The organism is Thermodesulfobacteriota bacterium, assembly GCA_034189135.1.
Classification (GTDB): domain Bacteria; phylum Desulfobacterota; class Desulfobacteria; order Desulfobacterales; family JAUWMJ01; genus JAUWMJ01.
The window spans coordinates 40,151-64,493 of the sequence record JAXHVO010000070.1; the positions used below are offsets into that span (position 1 = coordinate 40,151).

Genomic DNA, 24,343 nt, shown 5'->3' on the forward strand with positions numbered 1-24,343 from the left:
ATGGCAATGAGTGACCCAGTGGCCGATATGTTAACACGTATAAGAAATGCAGCAAAGGCCAAGTTTAACAGTGTTGATATTTCAGGTTCAAAGCTAAATAGCGAATTGGCAAAAGTATTAAAAAATGAGGGCTTTATCCGTAATTATAAATTTATCAAGGATGGAAAGCAGGGAATTTTACGTATTTATCTTAAATACAGTAAAGACCAGGTCAATGCAATATATGAGCTCAAACGTATCAGCAAACCGAGCAGGCGGGTTTATACCAAGAGTAAAGATATAAAGCCTGTGTTCAATGGTATGGGAATAGCGATTTTATCGACATCTAAAGGAATAATGACAGATAAAACCGCAAGGAAGCAGAATGTGGGAGGGGAGATTCTCTGCAACATCTGGTAGATTCAAAAGGGAGCAACAAATGTCTCGAGTAGGAAAAAAACCGATAACGATACCTGAAAAGACAAAGATAACTTATAAGGACAGGATAATTACCGTACAGGGTGAAAAAGGCGTATTGACCCGATCAATTAATCCCATGATCGACCTGGAGATCAATGAGGGTATTATTAATGTAACGATGATGAAAGAAGACCGAGTGGGTCGATCTTTGCAAGGTCTTACACGGAGTCTGGTGGCAAATATGATAATCGGCGTGAACCAAGGATTTGAACGGGCGCTGGAAATTAGCGGGATCGGTTATCGAGCTGAATTAAAGGGAAAAACAATTGTATTAAATCTTGGATATTCAAATCCTGTTCACTTTGAACTTCCTGAAGGAATATCAGCAGCAGTTGACCGAAACAATATTATTAAGCTTTCCGGAATCGATAAGGAGAAGCTGGGGCTGGCAGCTGCAGCGATAAGACAACTAAGGCCGCCGGAGCCTTATAAGGGAAAAGGAATTAAATACGCAGGGGAACGGATACAAAGAAAAGCCGGTAAAACCGGAGTGAAATAGGCATAACAGGGATATTAAAAGATGGGGTCTTTAGATTTAAAAAAGCAGGCACGGCTAAAGAGAAAAAAGAGAATAAGGAAAAAGGTGTTCGGCAGCCAGGAGAAGCCAAGGCTATGTGTGTTTCGAAGTGCAAGGCATATATATGCACAGGTGATTGATGATACTGCGGGTTGTACTCTTGTTTCGGCGTCGAGTATGGAAAAAGACGCAAAACAACATGTAGAAAAAGGCAATAAGGCTGCAATAGCTAAATACATCGGTAAAATTGTTGCTGAACGCAGCATGGAAAAAGGTATTAAAAAAGTCGTATTTGACCGAAACGGTTTTTTATACCACGGGCGTGTTAAGGCCGTTTCTGTGGGTGCACGGGAAGCAGGGCTTAAATTTTAGCCGAATTAAAATTTAAGTGAATCCGAAGGAGGCAGATACTTGTTTAAACAAAATGCAGATGATAACCAGTTAATGGACAAAGTCGTTCATATTAACCGGGTTGCAAAAGTGGTAAAAGGCGGTCGCAGGTTCAGCTTTAGCGCAATCGTTGTGGTGGGTGATGGTGAAGGGTCTGTGGGTTTTGGGTTGGGTAAGGCAGGAGAAGTACCGGAAGCCATTCGAAAAGGTATGGAAAAAGCCAAGAAAAGCATGGTTAATGTGCCCCTGGTCGGTGGAACAATCCCTTACGAAACAATAGGCAGGTTTGGGGCGGGAAGAGTTCTGCTTAAACCCGCATCCCAGGGAACAGGCGTTATCGCCGGAGGTGCTGTAAGAGCGGTTCTCGAGGTTGCCGGTATTCAAAACATTCTTACAAAATGCATGGGATCTCACAACCCGCATAATGTGGTTAAAGCGACTTTTACCGGTCTTAAACAACTTCAGAGTAAAGAGCAGGTTGCCGCCAGGCGCGGTATAAACATCGAAGACCTTTAAATGATAGATTGTCGATTAAAATGAGTCATTTTTTTACTTTGGGAAAGCACGCTATAGAATCAGTCGGTACAGACAGCCAAAAGGAATGATACATGGCAGGAACATTGAAAATAACGCTTGTCAAGAGCATGATAGGAAGACCTGAAAAGCATAGAAAGGTGTTACGTGGTATGGGATTACGAAAGGTGAACAGGAGTGTAGAACTTCAGGATACGCCACCCATACGAGGGATGATCAATGCTGTTACGCATTTGGTGAAAGTTGAGGAGAAAGCCGATGAAGTTAAATGAATTGTCGCCGGCAAGCGGGTCACATAAAAATAAAAAACGGCTGGGACGGGGTGTTGGATCCGGGAAAGGAAAAACAGCAGGTAGAGGAACCAAAGGACATAACAGCCGTTCCGGTGGAGGCGTGAGGCCTGGTTTTGAGGGCGGCCAGATGCCGATCCATCGCCGGTTGCCAAAACGCGGCTTCACAAATATTTTCCGAAAAAAAATAATAGAAATAAATATTCGTGATCTGGCGAGATTCGAAAGCGGCAGCACGGTCGATGAAGCTGCACTCATACGTATGGGACTTGTTAAAGGGAAAAGAGACGCAATAAAACTCCTTGGTAAGGGTGAGATAAGTATCCCGCTTAAAATCAAGTTAAACAGGGTGAGTAAAAGTGCCGGAGAAAAGATCGTATCGGCCGGCGGAAGCGTAGAGGTTGTATAGATGATTGGCGGCGGGTTTGGCAATATATTCAAAATCCCCGAGTTGAAAAAAAGAATTTTTTTCACGCTCGCATTTCTGATTATATATCGTGTGGGAGTGCACGTTCCGGTTCCCGGTATAGACGCTGCCGCTCTTGCTGAAATTTTTGCCAGGGCAAAAGGGACCATACTGGGGATTTTTAATATGTTTTCCGGAGGTGCGTTGGAGCGATTATCTGTTTTTGCTTTAGGGATTATGCCATATATCAGCGCATCGATTATTTTACAGCTGATGACAGTGGTTGTGCCACATCTTGAACGCTTGAAAAAGGAAGGGGAGCAGGGGCGTAAAAAGATTACCCAGTATACCCGTTACGGTACCGTGATACTGAGTATTATCCAGGGATTCGGTATCAGTGTCGGTCTTGAAAGAATGGGTGCGGTTATTACCCCGGGGTGGAGTTTTAGGCTCATGACAGTGATCACGCTGACCGCAGGAACCGCATTTATTATGTGGCTGGGAGAACAGATTACCGAGCGTGGTATCGGCAACGGTATTTCGCTGATTATCTTTGCAGGAATCGTGGCCAGGATGCCGACAGCCATCGCCAATGTATTTCGCCTTGTTTCCACCGGAGCGATGGGTATATTTCCTGTACTGATTTTGACTATTTTAATGGTTCTGGTGGTGGCTGTGATTATATTCGTCGAACAGGCTCAGCGCAGAATACCGGTACAATATGCCAAAAGGATTATCGGCAGAAAAATGTATGGCGGACAGAGTACGCATCTGCCCCTTAAGATTAATACTTCGGGAGTTATTCCACCGATTTTTGCTTCGTCCATTATGATGTTTCCGGCAACTGTGGCCAGCTTTATAACGATTGCCTGGATGCAGAATATTGTTTCTTCGATCACACCGGGTAATTTAGTATATGAACTGTGTTATGTGGGGATGATATTCTTTTTCTGTTATTTTTATACAGCCGTTACCTTTAATCCGGTTGACGTGGCGGATAATATGAAAAAACAGGGCGGTTATATTCCGGGTATTCGACCGGGTAAACGTACCGCAGATTATATCGACAAGGTATTAACCCGTATTACTCTTGGCGGGGCTGTATATGTTTCAGCAGTATGCGTTTTGCCATCCATCCTGATCACAAAATTTAATGTTCCTTTTTATTTTGGCGGGACGGCACTTTTGATTGTGGTAGGCGTGGCAATTGATACCATTGCGCAGATGGAATCGCACATGTTAAGCCGCCATTACGAGGGCTTTTTGAAAAAAGGTGGGGCGAAAATGAAGGGGCGTTTTTGATATGGTGGTTTTAAAATCACCCAAAGAGGTTGAAAAGATACACGCAAGCAATCAAATTGTTGCCAAAATTCTTTCTGTACTTGAATCAGAGGTCAAACCGGGAGTTAACACGCTTTATTTAAACAACCTGGCAGAAGAATTGACCAGGAAGAACGAAGCAAAGCCGGCATTTAAAGGTTACAGGGGTTTCCCATATTCACTTTGCGCTTCGGTTAATGAAGCAGTGGTTCATGGATTTCCCTCTAAAAGGCCGCTCAAAGAGGGCGACATTTTAAGCATGGATTTCGGAGTTCTTTTTGGCGGTTATTATGGAGACTCTGCCTTGACCGTGGGTGTGGGGAACATATCAAAAACTGCCCGACGGCTTATGGATATTACCGAGCAGTCACTGTATAAAGGAATTGAAAAGGCAGTTGTAAATGGTCGGCTGTCAGATATTTCCAATGCGGTTCAAAAGCACGTGGAAGATGCCGGGTTTTCCGTTGTTCGCATATTCGTAGGCCACGGTATTGGCAGCAACCTTCATGAAGATCCCCAGATACCTAATTTCGGGAAACCGGGCATGGGAATACTATTAAAACCGGGGATGACCATAGCCATTGAACCCATGGTCAATGAAAAAGGCTATGAGGTTGAGATACTTGAAGATGGATGGACAGCGGTAACCAAAGATGGGGGACTGTCCGCCCATTTTGAACATACCATAGCAATTACCAATGAGGGCCCAGCTATTTTAAGTGCGCGAAACGGGAGTAAATGATGGCTAAAGAGGAATTGATAAAAACAGAAGGAACTGTCCTTGAAACTTTGCCCAATGCAATGTTCAAAGTGGAGCTGGAAAATAAGCACCAGGTTCTTGCACACATTTCCGGGAAGATGCGGATGCATTTTATCAAAATATTACCTGGAGACAAAGTTTCTGTTGAGCTTTCACCCTATGATCTCAGCAGGGGCAGGATTACTTACCGGGCAAAATAAGGTCTGCCGGTTTTCGGTTCGCTCCATCGGATCAGGAAAAAAGGAGTTTTAGATGAAAGTCAGAGCGTCGGTTAAAAAAATGTGCAGAAAATGTAAGATAGTTCGCAGAAAAGGGGTTGTAATGGTAATCTGCGAAAATAAAAGGCATAAACAAAGGCAAGGATAAAAGGAGGATAAGCTTTGGCAAGAATTGCGGGTGTAGATTTACCCAAGCGCAAACGAATTGAGATCGGTTTGACATATATTTATGGGATTGGCAGGTCCAGATCAAATGTAATACTGAAACAACTTAAAATTGACCCGGATACAAATACCGATAAACTGTCAGAGTCGGAGATTAACAGTATCCGCAAAGTAATCGACAGTGAATATAAAGTGGAAGGTGAACTCCGTACGGAAGTATCCATGAATATTAAAAGACTGATGGATCTTGGATCATACCGCGGGCTTCGTCATAGAAAATCACTCCCGGTTCGAGGCCAGAGGACAAGTACAAACGCACGGACGCGTAAGGGACCCAAAAGATCGGCTGTAAAGAAGAGAGGCGGGATCAAGAAAAAATAATGAGGCAAAATAAATAAAAGTCTAGTTTTATCACAGTCTTATAATTTTTATTGCCGGGCAGATTAAACAGTACATTCATTACCAGATAAAATATAGGAACTTTATACATGGCTAGAAAAATCCGTACCAAAAAAAAGGAAAAAAAGAATATAGCCAGTGGGGTGGTGCACATACAGGCTACTTTTAATAATACAATCGTTACCATAACGGATCCAGGCGGAAATGTGGTGGCATGGTCAAGCTCCGGAATTCAGGGTTTTAAAGGGTCACGTAAAAGTACACCTTTTGCCGCCCAGCTGGCAGCCGAAGACGCCGCAAAAAAAGCAATGGAACATGGGATGCGAAATGTTGAAGTCTATGTGAAAGGGCCCGGGCCGGGAAGAGAATCAGCACTTCGGTCGTTGCAGGCCACCGGATTCAAGGTCTTGGTTATTAAAGACGTAACCCCTATTCCGCATAATGGTTGCAGGCCACCCAAAAGGCGGAGGGTATGAGAACTCTTTGGGAATTGGTTAACTGACGATGTGGTTAAACGGTTGAGTAGTTAAAAAAAGAAGTATACCAATTAACCGATTAACTGTTTAGCTGTTTTAGATAAAAAAGGAGGAAGACTTGGCAAGATATACAGGTTCGGTATGCCGCTTATGCAGGCGAGAAAATATTAAAATGTATCTTAAGGGAGATCGCTGTTATTCTGACAAGTGTGCGTTTGATCGACGGGGATATCCACCGGGACAACATGGCCAGCGTCGCGGAAGGAAGATATCTGATTATGGTATTCAGCTTAGAGAAAAGCAGAAGGTAAAACGTATTTACGGTTTGTCGGAAAAACAGTTTCACCTGTTTTTTGAAAGAGCGGATCGCAAAAAAGGTATCACCGGATCAAATCTTCTTACCATGCTCGAAAGGAGATTTGATAATGTCGTATATCGTTTGGGTTTCGTTAATTCACGTACCCAGGGGCGACATTTTGTAAAGCACAATCATTTCCAGATTAATGGTAAAAAAGTTAATATTCCGTCATATCTTGTCAAAGAAGGTGATGTGATAGAAATACGGGAGAAAAGCCGGAAAATGCAGGCCATTAATGACGCCCTTGATGCTGTTGTACGAAGAGGAATTCCACAATGGCTCGAACTGGAAAAGGATAACATGAAAGGAATAGTCAATAGTTTTCCTGAACGGGAAGATATTACAATGCCAATGCAGGAGCAGCTTATAGTTGAGCTGTACTCCAAATAACGTAATCGTCCACAGGCACCGCATCTGCACGCGCTCAGGGCAGCCAGCATAGTAGACTATAGCTGGCTGCCCTGACCACGCACATATGCAGCACCTGTGAACGATTACAAAACTGAGATAATAAATAATATATCAGCCAAACCGTTAAAAACTGGAGATAATAAATGCCATCAAGTGAACTGATGTACATTAACTGGCAAGAGATGATAAAGCCGGAAAAGGTTCAGGTAAGCAGTAGGCCATCATATGGAAAGTTTGTTTGCGAACCTCTTGAAAGAGGATTTGGTCTGACAATTGGAAATGCTTTAAGAAGAATCATTCTTTCTTCTCTTTACGGAGCTGCCATAATCTCTGTAAAGTTTGACGATGTCATGCATGAATTCAGCGTCATTGAGGGCGTTTTCGAGGATGTATCCGAAATTATACTTAATTTAAAGGAAGTTCGTTTAAGTCTTGCCGATAATGAGCCAAAGGCATTACGAATTGATGCCCAGGGACCTAAGGAGGTTACCGCCGCTGATATAATCAGTGATGACGGAAAATGTGAAGTGCTTAACCCCGCGTTGCATATTGCCACACTTTCGGATAAGGCTGATTTAAAAATGGATATGATTGCCAAGATCGGGAAGGGGTATTCTCTGGCTGAATCAAATAAGGATCAAGACGCACCTGTAGGAACGATTCCGATAGATTCAGTATTTTCACCGATTAAACGTGTCAGCTATGTGGTCGGCAATGCCCGTGTGGGTCAAAAAACAGACTATGATAAGCTGACCATGGAGGTCTGGACAGACGGGAGCGTGAAACCAGAGGATGCGGTTGCCTATGCGGCTAAAATATTAAAAGAACAAATGGCAATTTTTATTAATTTTGATGAACAACTTGAACCGGAGCCTGAAAAGAAATCGGGTGAAACGCAAAAACCAAAATTTAATGAAAATCTTTATCGAAGTGTTGAAGAGCTGGAGCTTTCGGTAAGAAGTGCCAATTGTCTGAAAAATGCAAATATTTTGAAAATTTACCAGCTAGTAAATAAGACAGAAGGTGAAATGCTCAAGACAAAAAATTTTGGTAGAAAATCATTGAACGAAATTAAAGAAGTTTTAAGTGAAATGGGTCTTTCTCTTGGAATGAAACTCGAAGGATTTATTGCGCCTGAAGAGGATACAGAGGAAGAAGGCGAATAGAGACATACATTGTGCAATATGACTTTTTATAAGGGCATCAATAAATGAGACATAGAAAAGCCGGCATCAAATTAAATAGAACAACCTCCCACAGGAATGCCATGCTGAGAAACATGGTGACATCTTTATTTAAGTATGAACGAATCCGAACGACCGGGGCGAAGGCCAAGGAGTTAAGAAGATGGGCAGATCATTTGATCACCCTTGCCAAACGGGGTGATTTACATGCAAGACGGCAGGCACTTTCGATTATAAGAGAGAAGACTGTTGTTTATAAACTATTTAAAGAGGCTGACGAAAAGTATGGTAAAGTATCCGGGGGCTATACCAGAATTGTTAAAATCGGACGGCGTCCTGGTGATGCGGCTCCTGTTTCTCTGATAGAACTTGTGGCAGTTGAAAAGCCGAAAAAGAAAAAAGTGACAAAGAAAAAAGGCAAGGTGGCTGCAGGAAAGAAAAAAATTACAGAAGAGAAGGCTGCGGTTGAAGAAAAAGAAGAAAAGACAAAAGAGACAGAGAAAAAGACCGCGGTAAAGAAAGAAGCGGTTAAGAAAAAAGATGAGCAACCTGAAAAAAAGCGCAAAAAACCGGCAGTAAAAAAGGCGGCAGCTGGAAAAACAGAAAGCAAACCTGAAAAAACGAAGAAAAAGTCGGAGGCCAAGAAAGTCAAAGCGGATAAAAAAGAGGATAAACCTGCAAAAGAGAAAAAACCTGCCGTAGCGAAAAAAGCAGCCGATAAACCGGTAAAAGAAAAAAAATCTGTTGCGAAGAAACAGGTAGCCGACAAAAAAGAAACCAAAGCTGAGCAAAAGAAGAAAAAGCCAGCTTCCAAGAAAACCGATGCAAGCAAAGAAAAAAAGGCTGAAAAGAAACCGTCTGCTGAAAAGAAAGCCAAGGCGGTAGAAAAAGAAGCTAAAACTGAAAAGAAAAAGGCTAAACCCAAGGATACCAAAGAAAAAAAATAGCCTGATGTTGATGAAACAGAGACCTTAAAAAAAGACATATCCAATGCCCTGCGGTTAATAACAAGCGGGGCATTTTTATGTTGACCATCCCAACGCGATAATATCCAGCAATTACTAAGAAGAAATAGCGGTTATTTTTTCATAGCAGTCTTTTTCCTGGCAGCTTTTGCTACATACAACATTTCGTCTGCTTTTTTTAAAAGCATGTCCGGGTTTTTAATTGACTTGTCTTCAGTGGATGCAACACCGAAACTGATGGAGACGGGGATTGTGGTTTCTGCTGTACTCAAAGGGTGGCGCATGAAATAATCCTGGAGACGATACATCAGAGTTTTTGTGCTTGTAGCCGAAGTCTCCGGAAGGATAAAAATGAACTCGTCTCCGGCAAATCTTGCCACCACATCCGTGTCCCTGCTTATATTGAACAATTGATTCGCCACGTACTTTAGCAGTTCATCGCCCCGATCATGTCCATACATATCGTTCACGCTTTTGAAATCGTCAAGGTCTATAAAAACGACCGAAAGTGTTCTCTTATAGCGCTTTTCACGGTTGAACTCCCTTTTGAGTGCACTTTCCATCGCCCTGCGGTTAAGCAAGCCTGTTAACGGGTCGGTGTAGGCGAGAAACTTCAACTTCTCATGAGCGGTCACATTAGACAAACAAACAGAGACTTTTACTGCCAGTTGCTCAAGGGAACTTGTATCCAGTCCCGGTTTGAAATGTCCGGGTAAAATGTGCGCCTGATTTAAACTTCCGATTATCTCTCCGTCAAAAGAAATGGGCGATATGGCAATAGAGCGGATGGTATATCTGTCCTGCCGGGGAATAAGCTCAGCGAAAGCTTTCAAGTTATCATTAATAAGGATGGGGGTTGTGTTGGTGCCGATCAATTTTAAAAAAGTATTTTTATCAACCACATTCATGTTTTGTTTTAAGATCTCGGAACTTTCAAGATGTTCTATGAAACGCATGACTTCGCTTTTATCAATAAGGGAAATCCAGACATAAGGCATACTGAATTTCTTTTTGATTTCATCCAACAGGGTTTCAAAAAGATCTTTATAATTTAAAATTGAAAGAATTCGCTTTTCAATTTCAAAAAACTTTCGGGTCGTCTCATCGTTCAGCTTAATTTGCTCGATAAGTTCTTTGTTGCTTTGATTTTGCATAAACTTAGTTTTTTAAAAGTTATTGTTGATTGGTTTGTAACCAGTCGAATTTAATTCGTAAATCTCTGAGATAGCTATACAAAATATTCTCTACGTTCTCTGTGAACTCAGTTATAATAAAAAACTTTTTACCAGAACGTCATTGTTGTTTGGAAATATATCTTAGCATCTGTCCGGTTACCAGAGCAATAATATCTCTATGCAGAAAATCATCTGGCGCATTTTCCATCAGCATGTCTGTCATTTCTTCCGTGCTCTGGTTTATATCTTTGGTTCGGGCATAAGATGCTTCAAGAACAGCTCTGGCATTTTTGGCGAAATCGATTGATCTGTTCAGGAAACTGCTGGCGTCTTTGCCGGTTCTGGCGCCATAATGTTCGGCAAGATAAACGTCGATTTCATATCCTGCCATCTTTTCCAGGCTTTCCTGGTATTTGTCAAAATTGGAATTTGCACAGGTGAAAATCTGGTCTCCAAAAGGAATTCCTCCAGCATCGGACCCAAACATGGCTTTTTCTTCTGCCACGTAGGCGGCGATGGAACAAGAAGAGTGGCCGGGGACCTCTATTATTTCAATGGTCAGGTCACCGCATGGAATTTTATCCCCTTCTTTAACCACCTCTTCCACCTGGATTCCTGAGAACCCGAGTCCCAGGTCTTTGGCCTGATCCTCCCTTTCCTTTTCCTTTAAAAGTGCCTGATTCATAAATTGAATGGCTTCTATCACCTTAGGGGCAGCCAACAGTTCTTTTGCCCTTTGAGATGCTGTGATCTTGGCCCACGGCCAGTGTTTTTTTAAAAAAGGAACCACCCCGCAGTGATCAAAATGGGAATGCAAAATAAAGATTCGCTTTATCCTCTCTTCTTCAATTTGAAATTGCTTAAGCTGCTCAATCATTTCCGGAACCATATGGACCATGCCGCCGCCCAAAACGGCGTATTCATCTTTCCCTTTTAGAATATAAACAGATGATTCGTTAACACCCAGCAGCAGAATTCTATCGGTCACTTTCCCGGGGTTGGTGATTACCATTTCATTCTCCTTTTTTTTGTTGAATTTTTCCCTTTATGAAAATAACGATTCATAAAGCATCTGTCAAAAAATTTCAATCACATATCAATGACCGTATCAAAGGAATCATAAAAAATCGTCACAATGCCTTAGATGGGGTTTTAAATGACGCCATCAGCATTAGAACAAAGAAAAAGTAGACCTGGATCGGAGCTACTTTTCTCTTGACAAAATAGGATGTAGCTGCAATATAGCTTTTAATCATCTTTGGCAAATGAATGAAGTTTAGTAAATTGTTGTAACAACTAATTTCAAAAGGAGGCGTAGATGGCATTAAAAAGATTGGTAATTGTTATTTTGGTATGTATGGTTAGCTTTGGTTTGCTGGTTGGTCCGGCAATGGCAAAAAAGAAACCATCTCTGGATGCATGGAAAGCTAAATTTGATCCTTCAACTGCAAAATACAAATGCATAGTTTCCAATGTGTCCCATCCGGTGCTTAAGGGGACTTACGCCGGGTTTGCCATTCGGGACGAACTGTGGAAAAGGACGAACGGCCAGATTTATGTCGATTACAAGCCATTTTCCATGCTTGGCGGAGAGGTGGAGGTTTTAAACCAATTGCAGATGGGCGCCATCCAGGGTATGGGCTGTAGTTCTGTGGCATCGACAAATCTGGGTCCCAGATTCGGTCTGGTAAACCTGCCCTTTCTGATTAATTCTTTTGATAAATTGGACAAATTTGTCAAAAGCGGAAAGCTTTTTGATCATTTCATGATGGCCATGGATCATCAGGGTATCATAGGTATTGATATCAGTAGTTATGGTAATTATGGCTGGGCAACGACCATACCGGTTAAAACTATTGCAGACGCTAAAAAGGTTAAATTTCGTATTGCTGAGGCAGCGGTTAACAAGCTGTCTTACAAGGCATGGGGATTCAATCCTGTGGTTATGCCATGGCCTGATGTACCTGTAGCACTTAAGCAGGGGGTTATTACAGGTCTTGATCATACACTTACAGTGTGCAGTGTTACCAAGAAATTTGAGGTGGCTAAGTATTATACACAGCTTAATTATGCCCAGGGCCTTTTCATTTGGATCTTTAATAAGGCATGGTATAACAAACTTCCCAAGGACCTTCAAAAAATATTCAAAGAGACCGTGCATGATGTATGCGCAAAGGCCCGTAAGGCGGATATACAACAGGAAGCGGATCAGATTAAAGCGGCAACGGAGAAATATGGTGTAAAATTCTTTAAATTGTCTGATAAAGAAATGAGGAGCTTGGCCAAAAAGTCAAATTCGGTTCACAAAAAATTTGCTCCTGAAATCAACAAGCTTTACAAAGGGGACAAATACCGACCTAAAAATTACCTGAAAGAAGTTCAGAAATATATGGGCTATTAGCCATAATTTTTTGAAATAAATAAAGGGGGCTAATAAAAGCCCCTTTATTGCTTTTTAAATACCCTGTCTTTTTTGATGGGGTAATTATTTACAAAGTGCGTTAAAGGATTATCCTATGTTAGGAAAGATTCTGGACTTTTTAGACAAGATATTGACCTTTTTTGAGGAGTGGACGCTTTTTATTACTGTAATGGTAGCGTTGATTGCACTCTTTTTTAACGTGGTTTTAAGATACGGGTTTAATTATTCCCTGGCCTGGTCGGAGGAACTGGTCAGAGAGGTGATTATTTACACCACTTTTATCGGCTGCAGCGCTGCTGTAAAAAATCGTTCCATGATCAAAATTGATGCTTCTGTTCAGCTTTTACCCAAGCTGAAAATGTCGCTGACTTATTTCAGTAATTTTGTAACCATAATCTTTTCAGGCATGATGATTTATTATGGCTGGCTCATGGTAGCGCTTCAGGTGCGTACACATCAAAAGACCATTATCATGCAGATCCCACTGGCATATCTTTACGCAATACTGCCGCTTATGGGGATAATGATGCTGATTCGCACCATCCAGGTTATCCATCAGGACTTTACCGAACAACGGGCCAAGAAATCACCGGAATAATAAAAAAGATAGTTTCGAGTTTGTTCACTTAAAGGAGATCCAGTTTATGGAATTCAGTCACCTTATTATCCTGCTGATTCTTTTAGGATGCATGGCAACCTATATTCCTGTGTTCATGTGCCTTTTCTTTACAGCGGTACTGGGATTTATTTTTTTTACCGACCTGCCGCCTCTCCTTCTTGCCCAAAGCCTCTTCAGGAGTATGGACAAGTTCGCCCTTGTTGTTGTTCTCTTCTTTATATTATGCGGCAATATTATGACAGCCGGCACTATTGTGGAAAAGCTTATCAAAGTTGCAAATTCACTTGTGAGCTGGCTTCCCGGCGGTCTTGGCATGGCCGGTGTTTTAGCATGCGGGCTGTTCGGTGCCATCTCAGGCTCAACAGTAGCAACTGTGGTGGCCCTGGGCGGATTTATGATTCCGGCTCTCCTCGATAACGGATACCCGGAAAAATACACTCTTGGTCTTATGACCACATCTCCTAATCTGGGTGTGATTATTCCTCCGAGTATCGGGATGATTCTTTACAGCATGATCAGCAATGTATCTTTGGAAGGGCTGTTTTTGACCGGCTTTCTCCCCGGGATTTTGATCATTCTGGGCACATGTTTTTATTCTTATTTCTTTTTTAGAAAAAAGAAAGAAATCGTTCGTATGCCGGTACCAAGTAACAGGGAAGTTCTGGCTGTATTAAAAGAAGGATTCTGGTCACTCATGTTGCCAATTATTATCTTTGGCGGGATTTTTTCCGGTGCTTTCACTGCCAATGAAGCCGCTGTTGTGGCCTGTGTCTATGCCTTTATTGTGGAGATTTTTATACACAAATCCATGAAACTGAGCCAGGCAAAAAAGATTACAGTCAATTCTGCCGTGACATCTGCAACTCTTTTGATCATCGTGGCAGGGGCTACCTGCTTTGGACGGCTCCTCACTCTCGAAGATATCCCAGGAAAGATCACCGAAGCCGTGCTTGCAGCAATCAGCTCACCTGTTGTTTTCCTTTTAGCTATGAATGTTCTGCTTATTTTTATAGGTATGTTCATGGATATCATTTCTGCAACAATGATCCTGGGTCCTGTATTTTTGCCCATGCTGGATGCATTTAATATAAGCTGGATGCATTTTGGTTTGATTATGACGGTAAACCTTGGTATCGGGTATTGTACACCTCCCATGGGAGTCAGTTTATACATTACAGGAGCTATTGCCAACAGGGATATTGTCTATGTGTCCAAGGCTGTCATGCCGTTTATCGCTATACAAATTGCCGTATTGCTTTTTATGACATACATGCCTGATGCGGTTTTATGGCTACCAAAGGTTATGGGTTTCTTGGAATAAAAAATAAACTAATCATGAAAAACATTTATTGCGGAGGTTTTCATGAAGCTAAAGCAAATAGTAATATCTATTGAAAATTCACCCGGACGCCTTTTAGAAGTTACGAGAACTCTTGGTGAAGCCGGAATTAATTTAAGGGCGTTGAATCTGGTAGATACCGGTGCCTTTGGCCAGCTTCGGCTTCTGGTTTCCGATATAGTTTCCGCCAGGCGAATTTTGATGGAAATGCAAATTCCTGCATTTGTAAATGAGGTCATTGCGGCTGAAATTGAAGATAAACCGGGAAGCCTGGCCAAGTTGCTTGAACCGCTCGGAGAGGTCAATATAAACGTGGTTTTCATGTATGCGTTTATAGGTTTTTCATCCGAAAAGGCGGTAATGATTTTTCGTTTCAGTGATAACGACAAAGCCATCGAGGTTCTTCAGGCCGGCGGAATAAAGCTGCTTGATGCCAAAGCCTTTGGAATTCTATAAAGATTGAAAAGACAATTTATCTTCCTTGCCTTTTAAAAAATAATGTAGCCATTAACAGTTGTCGGTTTACAGTTCTCAGTTTTTCAATGAATTTGTGATGCCTTTCGTTTATTTCAACGGTGAACCGCTAACTGTAAACCGTGATCGGTTACAATAATAGGCATACCTTCCAATTCAAACCAGATGATAACGATCATTTGCCTTGCGAAAAAATATCTGCCACTGATTTATTCTGATTTAGATTGTGATAAACCATGAAGAAAAAACCAGATTCAAATTTGAAATCCAGAAAGCGAAATTCTGGACTAATGCAAATGAACGAACCTCTATCAAACCATCCTGTCAGAAACGAAGAACTTGAAATCGAGCGGGATCGTTATCGGGTATTTATCGAAGATGTGGCGGATGGCTTTTTCGAAACCAACCTTCGGGGGAATTTTATTTTTTTTAACGATGCCATGTGCCGTATTTTCGGGTTTTCGCGAGAAGAGATCAAAGACCGTAATTTTCGGGAATTCATGGATGAAAAAAATGCGCAAGTTGCCTATGAGAGCTTTAACAAGCTCTATAGCAGCGGCAAAGGTGTGACGGACATTATATGGGAGATTAATAGAAAAAACGGACAGATCTGTATCTTGGAGATTTCTTCTAACCTGATTATTGATAAAAATGGCGAAAAAACCGGGTTTAGGGGCATTGCCCGCGATGTGACCGAAAAGCACCTGGCCCAAAAGCGTGCCATCGAGTCTGAACAACTTGCCCAGAAACAGTATGAGGCAAGTCGCCGTGCTGAAAATCGCTACCGCGCGTTCCTTAAATTTTTGCCTGATCCGGTTTTTGTTTTCAACCTGGACAGCACGGTGGTTTATTTGAACCCTGCTTTTGAGAAAGTTTTTGGGTGGAACCTTAAGGAACTGAAAGGCAAGCAGATTCCCTTTGTCCCCTATTTTTTAAAGGAAGAGACACGTCAGGGAATTCAGAATCTGCTTGAAGAAAAGGTCGTTAACAACTTTGAAACGAAAAGATTGACCAAAGACGGGCGATTGCTTGATATCATCATTGACGGTGCCGTTTTTTTGGATGAAAATAAAAAACCGGCCGGCCAGGTGATCACCCTCAGGGATGTGACACAGGAAAAGCGGATTGCTTTGAGCAATCAAACCCTGTTTCGAATTGCAAAGGCGCTCCATCACTACCGGGGTCTGGATGGACTGTTGGCTTTCATTACCAAAGAAACTCAAAATCTGATCGCTGTGGAAGGATCGTCCGTTATTCTGCTTGATGAAGAGAAAAAAGAGTTTTATTTTTTTGCAGCCACTTATGATGACAAGGTAGCAGGAAAAAAGTTTAAAGAGATCCGGTTTCCGGTAGATAAAGGAGTGGCAGGACAGGTCTACAGGACAGGGAAACCGTTGATTGTCTCGGATACATCTAAAAGTCGGTATTTTTTCCATGGGGTGGATGAAAAATCAGATTATCAGACCAGAAACATGGTTGACGTCCCCATAAAGATTCAGGACCGGATGATCGGTGTGTTGTGCGCCGTTAATAAAAAAGAAGGGGAATTTGATCAGACGGATGTTGATTTGATGAGTACCATTGCAAATACTGCCGCCCTTCCCATTGAAAATGCCAGGATTAACCAGGAACTCAAACGTTCTTACGAGGAGGTAAAGAGCTTAAACCGAGCAAAAGATCGGGTCATTCATCATCTTTCCCATGAACTAAAAACACCGATTTCCGTTATGTCCGCCTCTATGGGTCTTTTGCAAAAAAGGCTTTCGGCGCTTAAGGATCGGAGCTGGGAAAATATTTTCACTAGAGCGAAAAGAAACATCAATCGTATTCTTGACATGCAATGCGTGATAGAAGATATCCTGCGAGAAAGAAATTACAAAACATACCATATGCTTTCCACCCTCCTTGACGCATGTACTGATGAACTGGAGGTGTTGATATCTGAGGAACTGGGCAAAGAGGATGCGGTTAAAAAGATACGACGGCGCATTGAGGAACTGTTTGGACCCCGAGAATCTATTCCCCAACAAATAAGGCTGAATGACTTTATCAGTGATAAGATTGAGAAGCTGCGACCAATGTTTGCCCACCGTAGGTGTCAACTGATAACAAAAGTGGAACCGGTTCAACTGATATCCATTCCTCCGGATGTCCTGGGGAAGATCGTAGCGGGTTTGATTCGGAACGCGGTGGAAAATACACCGGATTCAGGGAGAATTGAAGTGACGGTAAGTCAGGGAAATACAGGACCAGAATTTACCGTAAAAGACTTCGGTGTTGGGATCACCGATGAAAACCAGCGGCTTATTTTTGATAATTATTTTACCACTTACGAAATCATGAACTATTCATCCCGGAAACCTTATGATTTTATGGCTGGCGGCAAAGGGTTTGATTTGCTTCGCATAAAGATATTTTCCGAAAGGTACAATTTCAAACTAGAGATGGTTTCCACCCGGTGTGGTTTTATTCCCCAACAAGAAGATTTTTGTGTTGGCAATGTGAATGATTGTGAGCATATAAAAAGCCAAAAAGACTGTTTAAATTCAGGGGGAACAACAATGACCATAAAGTTTCCACCTGTCGAACAGGGGTCTTTAAGTGATAATAGTGGATTAAACAATGAAACAAATAAATAACAAACAAAAAAATGCTAAACCCGATTCCCCGCAGCACTTCTTTCGTGAAATAGAAGTCGAGTTTTTGATCCATGAGTTAAAAGACCCTGTTTCAATTATTGAGACAGGTGTTCGCACTCTCCTGGAGAAAAGAGATAAATTTGGCACACTGTCATCCCGCCAGGAAAAGACCCTGAAACGTATTTTGCGAAACTCCAATAAAGCCCGTGCCATGTTGAATAGCTTACTGGAGATCGGAAGATCTGAAGCAGGCAGTTTTTACTGTTGTCATTTTCAGCCGGAAAAGACTGCCTACGTTATATTGATGGATGCTTTGGGGACCATTGGGGGGAATATTTGTGAGCAGTTCAGGACATGCAGCGAAGAAAGAGAAGCTGTTGAATTATTATCGCGTCACGGGATTTTTCTTGATATTGCTCCTCAGGTGACGGATATTAAGATGTATCAGGATGAAACAAAATTCAGGCAGATTGTGGGAAATCTGATAAAAAATGCGCTTCATTACCGTAAAGAGCGGATTGAAATAAAAGTGGATATCAAAAAAGATCATCTGATTGTTGATGTTATAGACGATGGCCCCGGCATTGATCCTGAGCATCACCAGGTAATCTTTCAACGTTATAAACAGGTGAAGGAATCTTCCGCATCTCCGCGGGGGGGGCACGGGCTGGGTCTGGCAGGAGCGCTCATTATGGCAAGGTGCCTTGGAGGGGATATAGAACTAAAAAGTAAAAAGGGAAAAGGGGCCAACTTCAGGCTGCTTCTTCCGGTTTCCTTTAAAAACGACGATGAGGAAAGAGGACGGCTTTAAATAGGGTTACGAATTCACAGGAGTGATACAATATATAAAGGAGGAGCTGAAATGACACAATCCGAATCAATTCTCAAAGGTAAAAATATCCTGGCGGTGGATGATGAAGAAGATATCCTGGAAACCATTGAAGACATTTTAGATGAGGCAAATGTTGAGTTTGCAGGTGACTATAAAAATGCGTCTAAAAAAATTAAAGACAACCGGTATGATCTGGTTATCTTGGACATCATGGGTGTTGATGGACTCAAGTTGCTGGAAGAAGCTGTTGACCGGGAAATTCCAGCGGTGATGCTTACTGCCCATGCCATAAATCCTGAAACCTTGATGGAATCGATTCGCAAGGGAGCGATCTCATATCTTCCCAAAGAGACTCTTTCCGAATTGGATGTGCTTTTAAGCGATATCCTTGGCGCTCATGAAAAAGGGAATCCCACCTGGAAACTGCTATTCGACAAACTGGGTGATTATTTTAATGAAAGGTTCGGACCGGACTGGAAAGAAAAAGATAAGGACTTCTGGTCTGATTTCAGCCGTACCTATATGATCAGCAAGGGGATTCAGAAACGACTTTTAAGCGATAAAAAGATCCTGGAAAAGGGTATTTAAGACCGGTTTGTCAAATGGTTTACGTCGAACCCGGGGTTAAATATTGGTTCCTACTTTCATGATTGTTTATGAATTGTCTTCCGATTAGTTGTAGTTAATTAAGGCAAAACAAATGGGTTGTTCCAAAGGATTCAAGGGGTCAGGGATTCCAGGATTCGAGTGATTTTTCATAGAACAGGGGAATATGCTATAGAATTATAAAGAGTTGAAAGTCTGGCAAAAGTCATACCAACTCCGTTTAGAGATATATAGAATAACGGCAAAATTCCCAAAAGAAGAAAGATACGGTCTGACTTCACAGATCAGAAGATCGGTTGTTTCTATTCCTTCAAATATAGCAGAAGGATATGGAAGAAAGACAACCTTGGATTATATTAGAATGCTTTACATATCTTATGGCTCTGTGTGCGAATTGGAGACACAGATATTATTAGCAGGGGATTTAGATTTAATTTAAAAAGATGAGTTGAGTACCCTGAACAAAAACATAGCGGAAATCGAAAGAGTGTTAAAAGCACTGATAAAGTCTTTAGAAAACAAACCCTTGAATCCTTGACCCCTCTTTTCCAACCAAATTGGAGAAGAACCTTGTTTATTATTTATTTTTCCAGAAAAGGAATCGGCTTGCCGGTACAAAATGCCAGGGCCTGGCAAATAGCAATTAACTGGCCATCCGCATCTTTAACCTTGATATCATAGACAGCGGTTTTTTTGGTCTGGCTGACTTTCTGTGCTTCGGCCCGCAGGCGTACTCCTGTTTTCGGGCTCGATACATAAGTCACATTTATGTTTAATGCCACGGCTATGGTTCCGTCTGTTTGCCCTGCAGTTTCAAAGGCCTCATCAATAAGGGAGTATATGGCCCCCCCGTGTGCCCTTTGGTAGATGTTGTTCATGATTTCCGGGTTATAAATCATTTCCACCGCAGAAAATCCTTTCTCCAATTCAACCAACTCCATGTTCAACGCCTGGGCATAAGGCTCCTTTTTTACTGCTTTCAAAATACACTGTTTAACCGCCTGGTCCATAATATAACTCCATATTTTATTGACGATTTGAGATTTAAGATTTAAAGAAATAAAAGGTGTAACTATTCACGTAGTCAGGCTGAAGCTGTTTAGATTGAAGGCTGAAGGGGCCATAAGAGCAAGATTGCCGTGTTTTGGCGGAATGTGATTCTCACAACAAACATGGCTTAATAATGAGCTTTTTCCTAACAATCTTCAACCTTCAGTCTATCCACCTGAGTATAGCGTCTTATATAAATCTTCAATCCACCATCGTCAATGTTCAATTTTTTGCCTTGACTTGAATACGTTGTAGCTGTAATGTAGCCAAAATAAAGCTTCTTTATCAACAATAAAAAAACTTAAGCGAGGGAAAGGAGGTGCAAAAAATTTAAGCATAGGATAACGTTTATAGTTCATTCTTATCTTTTTTATTAAGGAGGGGAGCAAAATGAAAAGAAAAATCTTTTTATTCTTGGCGGTTGCATTCATCGGATTGGCCTTTATCGTCACCGGGGTCACCACGGCTGAAGCCAAAACCTTAAAACTTACCTACAGTTGTTTTTTCCCACCCACCCACATCCAGAGTAAATTAGCCGAATCATGGTCCAAGGAAGTTGGAAAACGGACCGATGGTAGAATTAAAGTCGAATATTATGCCGGACAGACCCTGACCAAGGCCAAACAGTGTTATGACGGGACCGTAGAGGGGATTTCTGATTTGGGTTTTTCCGTTCTGGCATATACCCGCGGCCGATTTCCTCTGATGTCGGCGGTTGATTTGCCTTTGGGATATACCAGCGGGAAAGTGGCCACCGAAGTCATCAACCGGGTGTATAAGAAATTCAAACCCAAGGAACTTTCCGATGTAAAGGTGATGTATCTGCATGCCCATGGTCCGGGACTGGTTCACACCAAAGGCAAGGCGGTGAGAACGCTCAAGGATATGAAGGGTCTCAAGCTGAGGGGACACGGAACCAGTGCACTGGTGGTAAAGGCACTTGGAGGAACACCTGTTCCCATGCCAATGCCTGAGACTTATCAGTCCATTCAGAAAGGTGTGGTTAGTGGGTCAGTATATCCCCTTGAAGCCAATAAGGGATGGAAACTGGGAGAAGTGACCGATTATGTGACCTGTGCATTTTCTGCAGCCTATACCACATCATTTTTCGTAGTAATGAATAAGGATAAATGGAACAAAATAGCCAAAAAAGATCAGAAAATTATCGAGCAGATCAACGAAGAATGGATTATAAAACATGGCGAAGCCTGGGACAGCAGTGATATGAAAGGGATTAAATTCTTTTTAAATCAGGGCGGACAGATGATCGGCCTTGATAAAAGAGAAGCCCAAAAATGGGAAAAGGCGGTGGCTCCCATTATTGGTGATTATGTGAAAAAGACAGAAGCAAAGGGCCTTCCGGCTCAAAAGGTCGTTGATTTTACCATCAAGACCCTAAACAGTCTGCAATAGCTTTTTAGACGGGGAGGGGGCAAAATTATTTTTGTCTTCTCCCCAAATGGGTAAGTTAGAAAAAAATAGGATAAATTTACCATGAAAAAGATTTGGGAAATTTTTGAATGGGTTCTGGATAAATTAAAGATTCTGGGCGCCACCTGTCTGGTAGGAATGACGGCTTTAACCTGTGTGGATGTGGTGGGGCGTTTTTTTGGTCACCCGGTTTTCGGTTCTGTTGAGCTGGTCACTTTTATGGCGACGCTTTCAGTGGCGCTGGCACTGCCATACACGCACCAGGTCAAAGGGCATATCGGGGTGGAAATTCTGGTCAGGTTGTTTTCCCAAAAGACCCAGACCATTATTGAACTTTGTACCAGTTTTTTAAGCCTGGGCTTGTTTGCCTTAATCACCTGGCGAATGGTTGTTTATGCCCGTACCATGCAAAAATCGGGTGAAGTATCCATGAATCTGGAGTTGCCCCAACATGCCATTATCTATGTCACCTCTTTTTGCTTTCTTATGTTCTTTTTACTGATTATCCAAGACATCACCCGATATATTAAAGTATTAAAAGGAAAAAAATGAATCCGACACTAATTGGTATCATTGGTATTGTCATTATGCTGGCCCTTTTCATGACCCGCATGCCGGTTGCCTATGTCATGGCTATGGTCGGCTTTGTGGGTTTTGCATTTATGATTTCAATTAAAGGCGGCCTTAACCTTCTATCGAGAAATATTTATGAGGTTTTTTCTTCTTACGGTCTAACCACCATCCCTCTTTTTATTCTCATGGGCCAGATTGCATTTAACGCCGGGATCAGCCGCAGGCTGTATGACACGGCATATAAATTTTTAGGCAGCATACGGGGCGGTCTGGCAATGGCCACCGTGAGTGCCTGTACCGCTTTCGGGGCGGTCTGCGGGTCAAGTCCGGCGACTGCGGCAACCATGGCCACAGTGGGACTACCTGAAATGAGGCGTTATAACTATAACGATGAACTGTCCGCCGGTGCGGTGGCATCGGGAGGAGGGTTGGGCATGATCATGCCGCCCAGCGTGGTATTAATCGTTTATGGCGTGTTAACGGAACAATCCATTGGCGCCCTGTTCGTTTCAGGCATTCTGCCGGCGATTCTTATCACCATTTTGTTTATTATTTGCATATTTATTCGATGCATCATTTCTCCCGACCAGGGCCCTAGAGGCGAAAAATTTACCTGGGCGGAACGGATAAAATCATTGTCAGGAATGGGCGATACCCTGTTCGTGTTTTTAATGGTCATGGGTGGGCTTTTTTTTGGAATCTTTACACCCACAGAGGCGGCGGCGGTGGGTGTTTTTGGCGTGCTTTTGGTGTCGGTGGTTCGCCGGCAGCTGACCTGGCAGGGATTTGTTAAATCGTTATATGAAACACTGAGAACATCATGCATGGTGATGTTTCTCATCGCCGGTGCCGTGGTATTCGGTAAATTCCTTGCGGTAACCCGAATTCCTTTTAATATTGCCAGCTGGGTCGGTGGCTTTGATTTGCCCCCTTTCATGATTTTGGCCATGATCGTGCTGGTATATTTTATCGGCGGTTGTGTGATGGACGCACTGGCTTTGATCATGCTTACCATACCTATCTTTTACCCTGTGATACTTAATATTGGATACGATCCGATCTGGTTTGGTATTATCATCGTGCTGGTCACCCAGATGGGAGTGATCACACCACCGGTGGGAATTAACGTTTACGTGGTTTATGGAGTGGCAGAAGGGGTGGTGGGCGGTGTTCGTCTTGAATCGATCTTTAAGGGAATCATTCCATTTTTAATTGCCATAATTGTGGGAATTGTTATTTTAGTGGCATTTCCGCAGATCATTCTCGTTTTACCCAATATGATGTATTGATGCCATCGGTGATACTTTTTACGAAGCCATCAAAAATGATTGATTCATAAGAAATTGAACTTATAATGTTTTAAGGTATGATTTTAGCTTGTTTTTTATGAAAAAAGGTACTATAGTATAACCAATCAATAAAGGACCGACCTTAATTGGCGGGCCGGTTTCGTTCTGAAGGAAAGATCCATTTGTCAAAGTGGCAACCTGCAGTTTGGAACCATGAGAAATTTTACATAAAGGAGGGTTTCACTATGGCTAATGGAATTGTAAAATGGTTTAATAGCGGCAAAGGCTATGGCTTCATTGAGCAAGAAGATGGTCCGGATGTATTTGTTCATCATACCGGAATTAATGCAACCGGTTTTAAGACTCTTAATGAGGGTGACCGAGTTTCCTTTGACATAGAACAGGGACAAAAAGGTCCTGCTGCGGTAAATGTTACTGTGGTTTAGTTTACCATTTATAAATTAAAAAAGGGCATTCCATCGTATGAGAAAGGGATGCCCTTTTTATATCTAGACAGTATGATTTGAATCTTAATGAAAGGGAAATCTTTCCCAGAATTCACGGTCACTTTTTTGCCAGTCTTGGCCAAATTTCTTTTCACAAAAGGAAGCCATTCTCGAAAGCCAGTTTTCCCATGTATTCTTTCCTTCTGCCTTGGCTTTAAGTATATCATTTAAGAAGGTTGCGATGTTGACCATTTTCTCCTTGGGAATATAATACGCAGCCCCTCCCTTGTGAGATTTTTCAACATCCTCAGGGGTAAGTGCATAGGCGGTGAGCATAACGGCAATTAAATTTTTCTTGGTGGCGATTTCAAGAAGTTGGTAACCGGATACCCCCATTATGTCCAAAACAGCCAAATCAAAATGTTGAGTCTCAAGCAGCTCTTTGGCTTGTTCAAAGCTGGAGGCTTCAGTGACATCACACATGTCAAGAAGTTCACCCAGAGTTTCCAGTACATCAGGCTCATCATCAACGATAAGAATTTTTTTGCCTTCAAGCAAATCGTTTTTGTCCATAATAGTTTCTCCTTGTTTGCAAA

At 42.1% G+C, this 24,343-nt stretch carries 30 protein-coding genes and 1 pseudogene; 27 read left to right on the forward strand and 4 right to left on the reverse strand.

The genetic code is table 11. The annotated features are described in order from the left end of the window. From rpsH to rplQ, 15 genes and pseudogenes are all read left to right on the forward strand, one after another. Window positions 1-399: a 30S ribosomal protein S8 gene (rpsH, locus tag SWH54_10380; GenBank protein MDY6791660.1), complete on the forward strand. Its 399-nt coding sequence runs from the start codon at window positions 1-3 to the stop codon at window positions 397-399. Window positions 400-418: 19 nt separating this feature from the next. After that, entirely contained in the window at window positions 419-958 is a 540-nt protein-coding gene (gene rplF, locus SWH54_10385; protein MDY6791661.1) for a 50S ribosomal protein L6, read from the forward strand. Between the two features lie 21 nt (window positions 959-979). Further along, complete coding sequence (rplR, locus tag SWH54_10390) at window positions 980-1,348, forward strand: 50S ribosomal protein L18 (protein ID MDY6791662.1); 369 nt, start codon at window positions 980-982, stop codon at window positions 1,346-1,348. 39 nt (window positions 1,349-1,387) lie between these two features. Next, entirely contained in the window at window positions 1,388-1,882 is a 495-nt protein-coding gene (rpsE, locus tag SWH54_10395) for a 30S ribosomal protein S5 (protein ID MDY6791663.1), read from the forward strand. Window positions 1,883-1,974: 92 nt separating this feature from the next. Further along, a complete protein-coding gene (gene rpmD / locus SWH54_10400) occupies window positions 1,975-2,172 on the forward strand; it encodes a 50S ribosomal protein L30 (GenBank protein MDY6791664.1) in 198 nt (65 codons plus the stop codon). Further along, complete coding sequence (rplO, locus tag SWH54_10405; protein ID MDY6791665.1) at window positions 2,159-2,599, forward strand: 50S ribosomal protein L15; 441 nt, start codon at window positions 2,159-2,161, stop codon at window positions 2,597-2,599. The genes rpmD and rplO overlap by 14 nt, the downstream gene beginning before the upstream one ends. After that, window positions 2,600-3,898 carry a preprotein translocase subunit SecY gene (gene secY / locus SWH54_10410; GenBank protein ID MDY6791666.1) on the forward strand — a complete coding sequence of 433 codons (1,299 nt, stop codon included), beginning with the start codon at window positions 2,600-2,602 and terminating at the stop codon, window positions 3,896-3,898. 1 nt (window position 3,899) lies between these two features. Further along, window positions 3,900-4,658 carry a type I methionyl aminopeptidase gene (map, locus tag SWH54_10415; GenBank protein MDY6791667.1) on the forward strand — a complete coding sequence of 253 codons (759 nt, stop codon included), beginning with the start codon at window positions 3,900-3,902 and terminating at the stop codon, window positions 4,656-4,658. Beyond that, window positions 4,658-4,876 (forward strand): translation initiation factor IF-1, encoded by a 219-nt coding sequence (infA, locus tag SWH54_10420; protein ID MDY6791668.1) that lies wholly within the window; start codon window positions 4,658-4,660, stop codon window positions 4,874-4,876. The genes map and infA overlap by 1 nt, the downstream gene beginning before the upstream one ends. A gap of 52 nt (window positions 4,877-4,928) precedes the next feature. Beyond that, window positions 4,929-5,042, forward strand: a complete 114-nt coding sequence (gene rpmJ, locus SWH54_10425; protein MDY6791669.1) for a 50S ribosomal protein L36 — start codon at window positions 4,929-4,931, stop codon at window positions 5,040-5,042. Window positions 5,043-5,056: 14 nt separating this feature from the next. Beyond that, on the forward strand, window positions 5,057-5,440 hold the full coding sequence (gene rpsM / locus SWH54_10430) for a 30S ribosomal protein S13 (protein MDY6791670.1): 384 nt from the start codon (window positions 5,057-5,059) through the stop codon (window positions 5,438-5,440). Between the two features lie 107 nt (window positions 5,441-5,547). Next, on the forward strand, window positions 5,548-5,934 hold the full coding sequence (gene rpsK / locus SWH54_10435; protein MDY6791671.1) for a 30S ribosomal protein S11: 387 nt from the start codon (window positions 5,548-5,550) through the stop codon (window positions 5,932-5,934). 118 nt (window positions 5,935-6,052) lie between these two features. Next, window positions 6,053-6,682, forward strand: a complete 630-nt coding sequence (gene rpsD / locus SWH54_10440) for a 30S ribosomal protein S4 (protein ID MDY6791672.1) — start codon at window positions 6,053-6,055, stop codon at window positions 6,680-6,682. A 182-nt stretch (window positions 6,683-6,864) separates the two neighbouring features. After that, the gene (locus SWH54_10445; GenBank protein MDY6791673.1) at window positions 6,865-7,869 is read left to right on the forward strand and encodes a DNA-directed RNA polymerase subunit alpha; all 1,005 of its coding nucleotides are present in this window, start codon (window positions 6,865-6,867) and stop codon (window positions 7,867-7,869) included. A 44-nt stretch (window positions 7,870-7,913) separates the two neighbouring features. Beyond that, window positions 7,914-8,303, forward strand: a pseudogene (gene rplQ / locus SWH54_10450) (50S ribosomal protein L17). Between the two features lie 662 nt (window positions 8,304-8,965). Here the strand turns inward: rplQ and SWH54_10455 are convergent. Both SWH54_10455 and SWH54_10460 read right to left on the reverse strand, forming a co-directional pair. Next, window positions 8,966-10,006: a DUF484 family protein gene (locus tag SWH54_10455; protein ID MDY6791674.1), complete on the reverse strand. Its 1,041-nt coding sequence runs from the start codon at window positions 10,004-10,006 to the stop codon at window positions 8,966-8,968. A 139-nt stretch (window positions 10,007-10,145) separates the two neighbouring features. Next, complete coding sequence (locus SWH54_10460; GenBank protein MDY6791675.1) at window positions 10,146-11,039, reverse strand: MBL fold metallo-hydrolase; 894 nt, start codon at window positions 11,037-11,039, stop codon at window positions 10,146-10,148. Window positions 11,040-11,345: 306 nt separating this feature from the next. On the opposite strand from SWH54_10460, the gene SWH54_10465 reads away from it, so the two are divergent. The 8 genes from SWH54_10465 (at window position 11,346) to SWH54_10500 (ending at window position 19,397) form a co-directional block, all read left to right on the forward strand. Continuing rightward, complete coding sequence (locus SWH54_10465) at window positions 11,346-12,428, forward strand: TRAP transporter substrate-binding protein (protein ID MDY6791676.1); 1,083 nt, start codon at window positions 11,346-11,348, stop codon at window positions 12,426-12,428. 115 nt (window positions 12,429-12,543) lie between these two features. Continuing rightward, a complete protein-coding gene (locus tag SWH54_10470) occupies window positions 12,544-13,047 on the forward strand; it encodes a TRAP transporter small permease (protein ID MDY6791677.1) in 504 nt (167 codons plus the stop codon). A gap of 46 nt (window positions 13,048-13,093) precedes the next feature. Beyond that, complete coding sequence (locus tag SWH54_10475) at window positions 13,094-14,389, forward strand: TRAP transporter large permease (protein MDY6791678.1); 1,296 nt, start codon at window positions 13,094-13,096, stop codon at window positions 14,387-14,389. A 42-nt stretch (window positions 14,390-14,431) separates the two neighbouring features. After that, window positions 14,432-14,863, forward strand: a complete 432-nt coding sequence (locus SWH54_10480; GenBank protein ID MDY6791679.1) for an amino acid-binding protein — start codon at window positions 14,432-14,434, stop codon at window positions 14,861-14,863. A 314-nt stretch (window positions 14,864-15,177) separates the two neighbouring features. Further along, window positions 15,178-17,520 (forward strand): PAS domain S-box protein, encoded by a 2,343-nt coding sequence (locus tag SWH54_10485; GenBank protein ID MDY6791680.1) that lies wholly within the window; start codon window positions 15,178-15,180, stop codon window positions 17,518-17,520. Beyond that, the gene (locus SWH54_10490; protein MDY6791681.1) at window positions 17,504-18,331 is read left to right on the forward strand and encodes a HAMP domain-containing sensor histidine kinase; all 828 of its coding nucleotides are present in this window, start codon (window positions 17,504-17,506) and stop codon (window positions 18,329-18,331) included. Before SWH54_10485 ends, SWH54_10490 begins: the two co-directional genes overlap by 17 nt. Window positions 18,332-18,382: 51 nt before the next feature. Beyond that, a complete protein-coding gene (locus tag SWH54_10495) occupies window positions 18,383-18,940 on the forward strand; it encodes a response regulator (GenBank protein MDY6791682.1) in 558 nt (185 codons plus the stop codon). 205 nt (window positions 18,941-19,145) lie between these two features. Next, complete coding sequence (locus SWH54_10500; protein MDY6791683.1) at window positions 19,146-19,397, forward strand: four helix bundle protein; 252 nt, start codon at window positions 19,146-19,148, stop codon at window positions 19,395-19,397. A 142-nt stretch (window positions 19,398-19,539) separates the two neighbouring features. On the opposite strand, the gene SWH54_10505 is transcribed toward SWH54_10500, so the two are convergent. Beyond that, the gene (locus tag SWH54_10505) at window positions 19,540-19,968 is read right to left on the reverse strand and encodes a PaaI family thioesterase (protein MDY6791684.1); all 429 of its coding nucleotides are present in this window, start codon (window positions 19,966-19,968) and stop codon (window positions 19,540-19,542) included. 430 nt (window positions 19,969-20,398) lie between these two features. Here SWH54_10505 and SWH54_10510 point away from each other — a divergent pair, with 430 nt between their 5' ends. The 4 genes from SWH54_10510 to SWH54_10525 all read left to right on the forward strand — a co-directional run bounded on the left by SWH54_10510 (window position 20,399) and on the right by SWH54_10525 (window position 23,747). Next, window positions 20,399-21,421, forward strand: a complete 1,023-nt coding sequence (locus SWH54_10510) for a TRAP transporter substrate-binding protein (protein ID MDY6791685.1) — start codon at window positions 20,399-20,401, stop codon at window positions 21,419-21,421. An 81-nt stretch (window positions 21,422-21,502) separates the two neighbouring features. After that, window positions 21,503-21,991 (forward strand): TRAP transporter small permease, encoded by a 489-nt coding sequence (locus tag SWH54_10515; protein MDY6791686.1) that lies wholly within the window; start codon window positions 21,503-21,505, stop codon window positions 21,989-21,991. Beyond that, a complete protein-coding gene (locus SWH54_10520) occupies window positions 21,988-23,301 on the forward strand; it encodes a TRAP transporter large permease (GenBank protein ID MDY6791687.1) in 1,314 nt (437 codons plus the stop codon). The genes SWH54_10515 and SWH54_10520 overlap by 4 nt, the downstream gene beginning before the upstream one ends. 245 nt (window positions 23,302-23,546) lie before the next feature. After that, a complete protein-coding gene (locus SWH54_10525) occupies window positions 23,547-23,747 on the forward strand; it encodes a cold-shock protein (protein ID MDY6791688.1) in 201 nt (66 codons plus the stop codon). Between the two features lie 84 nt (window positions 23,748-23,831). Here SWH54_10525 and SWH54_10530 read toward each other — a convergent pair whose 3' ends face one another. Beyond that, entirely contained in the window at window positions 23,832-24,320 is a 489-nt protein-coding gene (locus tag SWH54_10530) for a response regulator (GenBank protein ID MDY6791689.1), read from the reverse strand. Between the last annotated feature and the right edge of the window lie 23 nt (window positions 24,321-24,343).

Coding starts and splice junctions, on each gene's coding strand:
- rpsH (MDY6791660.1), top strand. CDS start 1: ATGGCAATGAGTGACCCAGTGGCCGATATGTTAACACGTATAAGAAAT.
- rplF (MDY6791661.1), top strand. CDS start 419: ATGTCTCGAGTAGGAAAAAAACCGATAACGATACCTGAAAAGACAAAG.
- rplR (MDY6791662.1), top strand. CDS start 980: ATGGGGTCTTTAGATTTAAAAAAGCAGGCACGGCTAAAGAGAAAAAAG.
- rpmD (MDY6791664.1), top strand. CDS start 1,975: ATGGCAGGAACATTGAAAATAACGCTTGTCAAGAGCATGATAGGAAGA.
- rplO (MDY6791665.1), top strand. CDS start 2,159: ATGAAGTTAAATGAATTGTCGCCGGCAAGCGGGTCACATAAAAATAAA.
- secY (MDY6791666.1), top strand. CDS start 2,600: ATGATTGGCGGCGGGTTTGGCAATATATTCAAAATCCCCGAGTTGAAA.
- map (MDY6791667.1), top strand. CDS start 3,900: ATGGTGGTTTTAAAATCACCCAAAGAGGTTGAAAAGATACACGCAAGC.
- infA (MDY6791668.1), top strand. CDS start 4,658: ATGGCTAAAGAGGAATTGATAAAAACAGAAGGAACTGTCCTTGAAACT.
- rpmJ (MDY6791669.1), top strand. CDS start 4,929: ATGAAAGTCAGAGCGTCGGTTAAAAAAATGTGCAGAAAATGTAAGATA.
- rpsK (MDY6791671.1), top strand. CDS start 5,548: ATGGCTAGAAAAATCCGTACCAAAAAAAAGGAAAAAAAGAATATAGCC.
- SWH54_10445 (MDY6791673.1), top strand. CDS start 6,865: ATGTACATTAACTGGCAAGAGATGATAAAGCCGGAAAAGGTTCAGGTA.
- SWH54_10455 (MDY6791674.1), bottom strand. CDS start 10,006: ATGCAAAATCAAAGCAACAAAGAACTTATCGAGCAAATTAAGCTGAAC.
- SWH54_10460 (MDY6791675.1), bottom strand. CDS start 11,039: ATGGTAATCACCAACCCCGGGAAAGTGACCGATAGAATTCTGCTGCTG.
- SWH54_10465 (MDY6791676.1), top strand. CDS start 11,346: ATGGCATTAAAAAGATTGGTAATTGTTATTTTGGTATGTATGGTTAGC.
- SWH54_10470 (MDY6791677.1), top strand. CDS start 12,544: ATGTTAGGAAAGATTCTGGACTTTTTAGACAAGATATTGACCTTTTTT.
- SWH54_10475 (MDY6791678.1), top strand. CDS start 13,094: ATGGAATTCAGTCACCTTATTATCCTGCTGATTCTTTTAGGATGCATG.
- SWH54_10480 (MDY6791679.1), top strand. CDS start 14,432: ATGAAGCTAAAGCAAATAGTAATATCTATTGAAAATTCACCCGGACGC.
- SWH54_10485 (MDY6791680.1), top strand. CDS start 15,178: ATGAACGAACCTCTATCAAACCATCCTGTCAGAAACGAAGAACTTGAA.
- SWH54_10490 (MDY6791681.1), top strand. CDS start 17,504: ATGAAACAAATAAATAACAAACAAAAAAATGCTAAACCCGATTCCCCG.
- SWH54_10495 (MDY6791682.1), top strand. CDS start 18,383: ATGACACAATCCGAATCAATTCTCAAAGGTAAAAATATCCTGGCGGTG.
- SWH54_10505 (MDY6791684.1), bottom strand. CDS start 19,968: ATGGACCAGGCGGTTAAACAGTGTATTTTGAAAGCAGTAAAAAAGGAG.
- SWH54_10510 (MDY6791685.1), top strand. CDS start 20,399: ATGAAAAGAAAAATCTTTTTATTCTTGGCGGTTGCATTCATCGGATTG.
- SWH54_10515 (MDY6791686.1), top strand. CDS start 21,503: ATGAAAAAGATTTGGGAAATTTTTGAATGGGTTCTGGATAAATTAAAG.
- SWH54_10520 (MDY6791687.1), top strand. CDS start 21,988: ATGAATCCGACACTAATTGGTATCATTGGTATTGTCATTATGCTGGCC.
- SWH54_10525 (MDY6791688.1), top strand. CDS start 23,547: ATGGCTAATGGAATTGTAAAATGGTTTAATAGCGGCAAAGGCTATGGC.
- SWH54_10530 (MDY6791689.1), bottom strand. CDS start 24,320: ATGGACAAAAACGATTTGCTTGAAGGCAAAAAAATTCTTATCGTTGAT.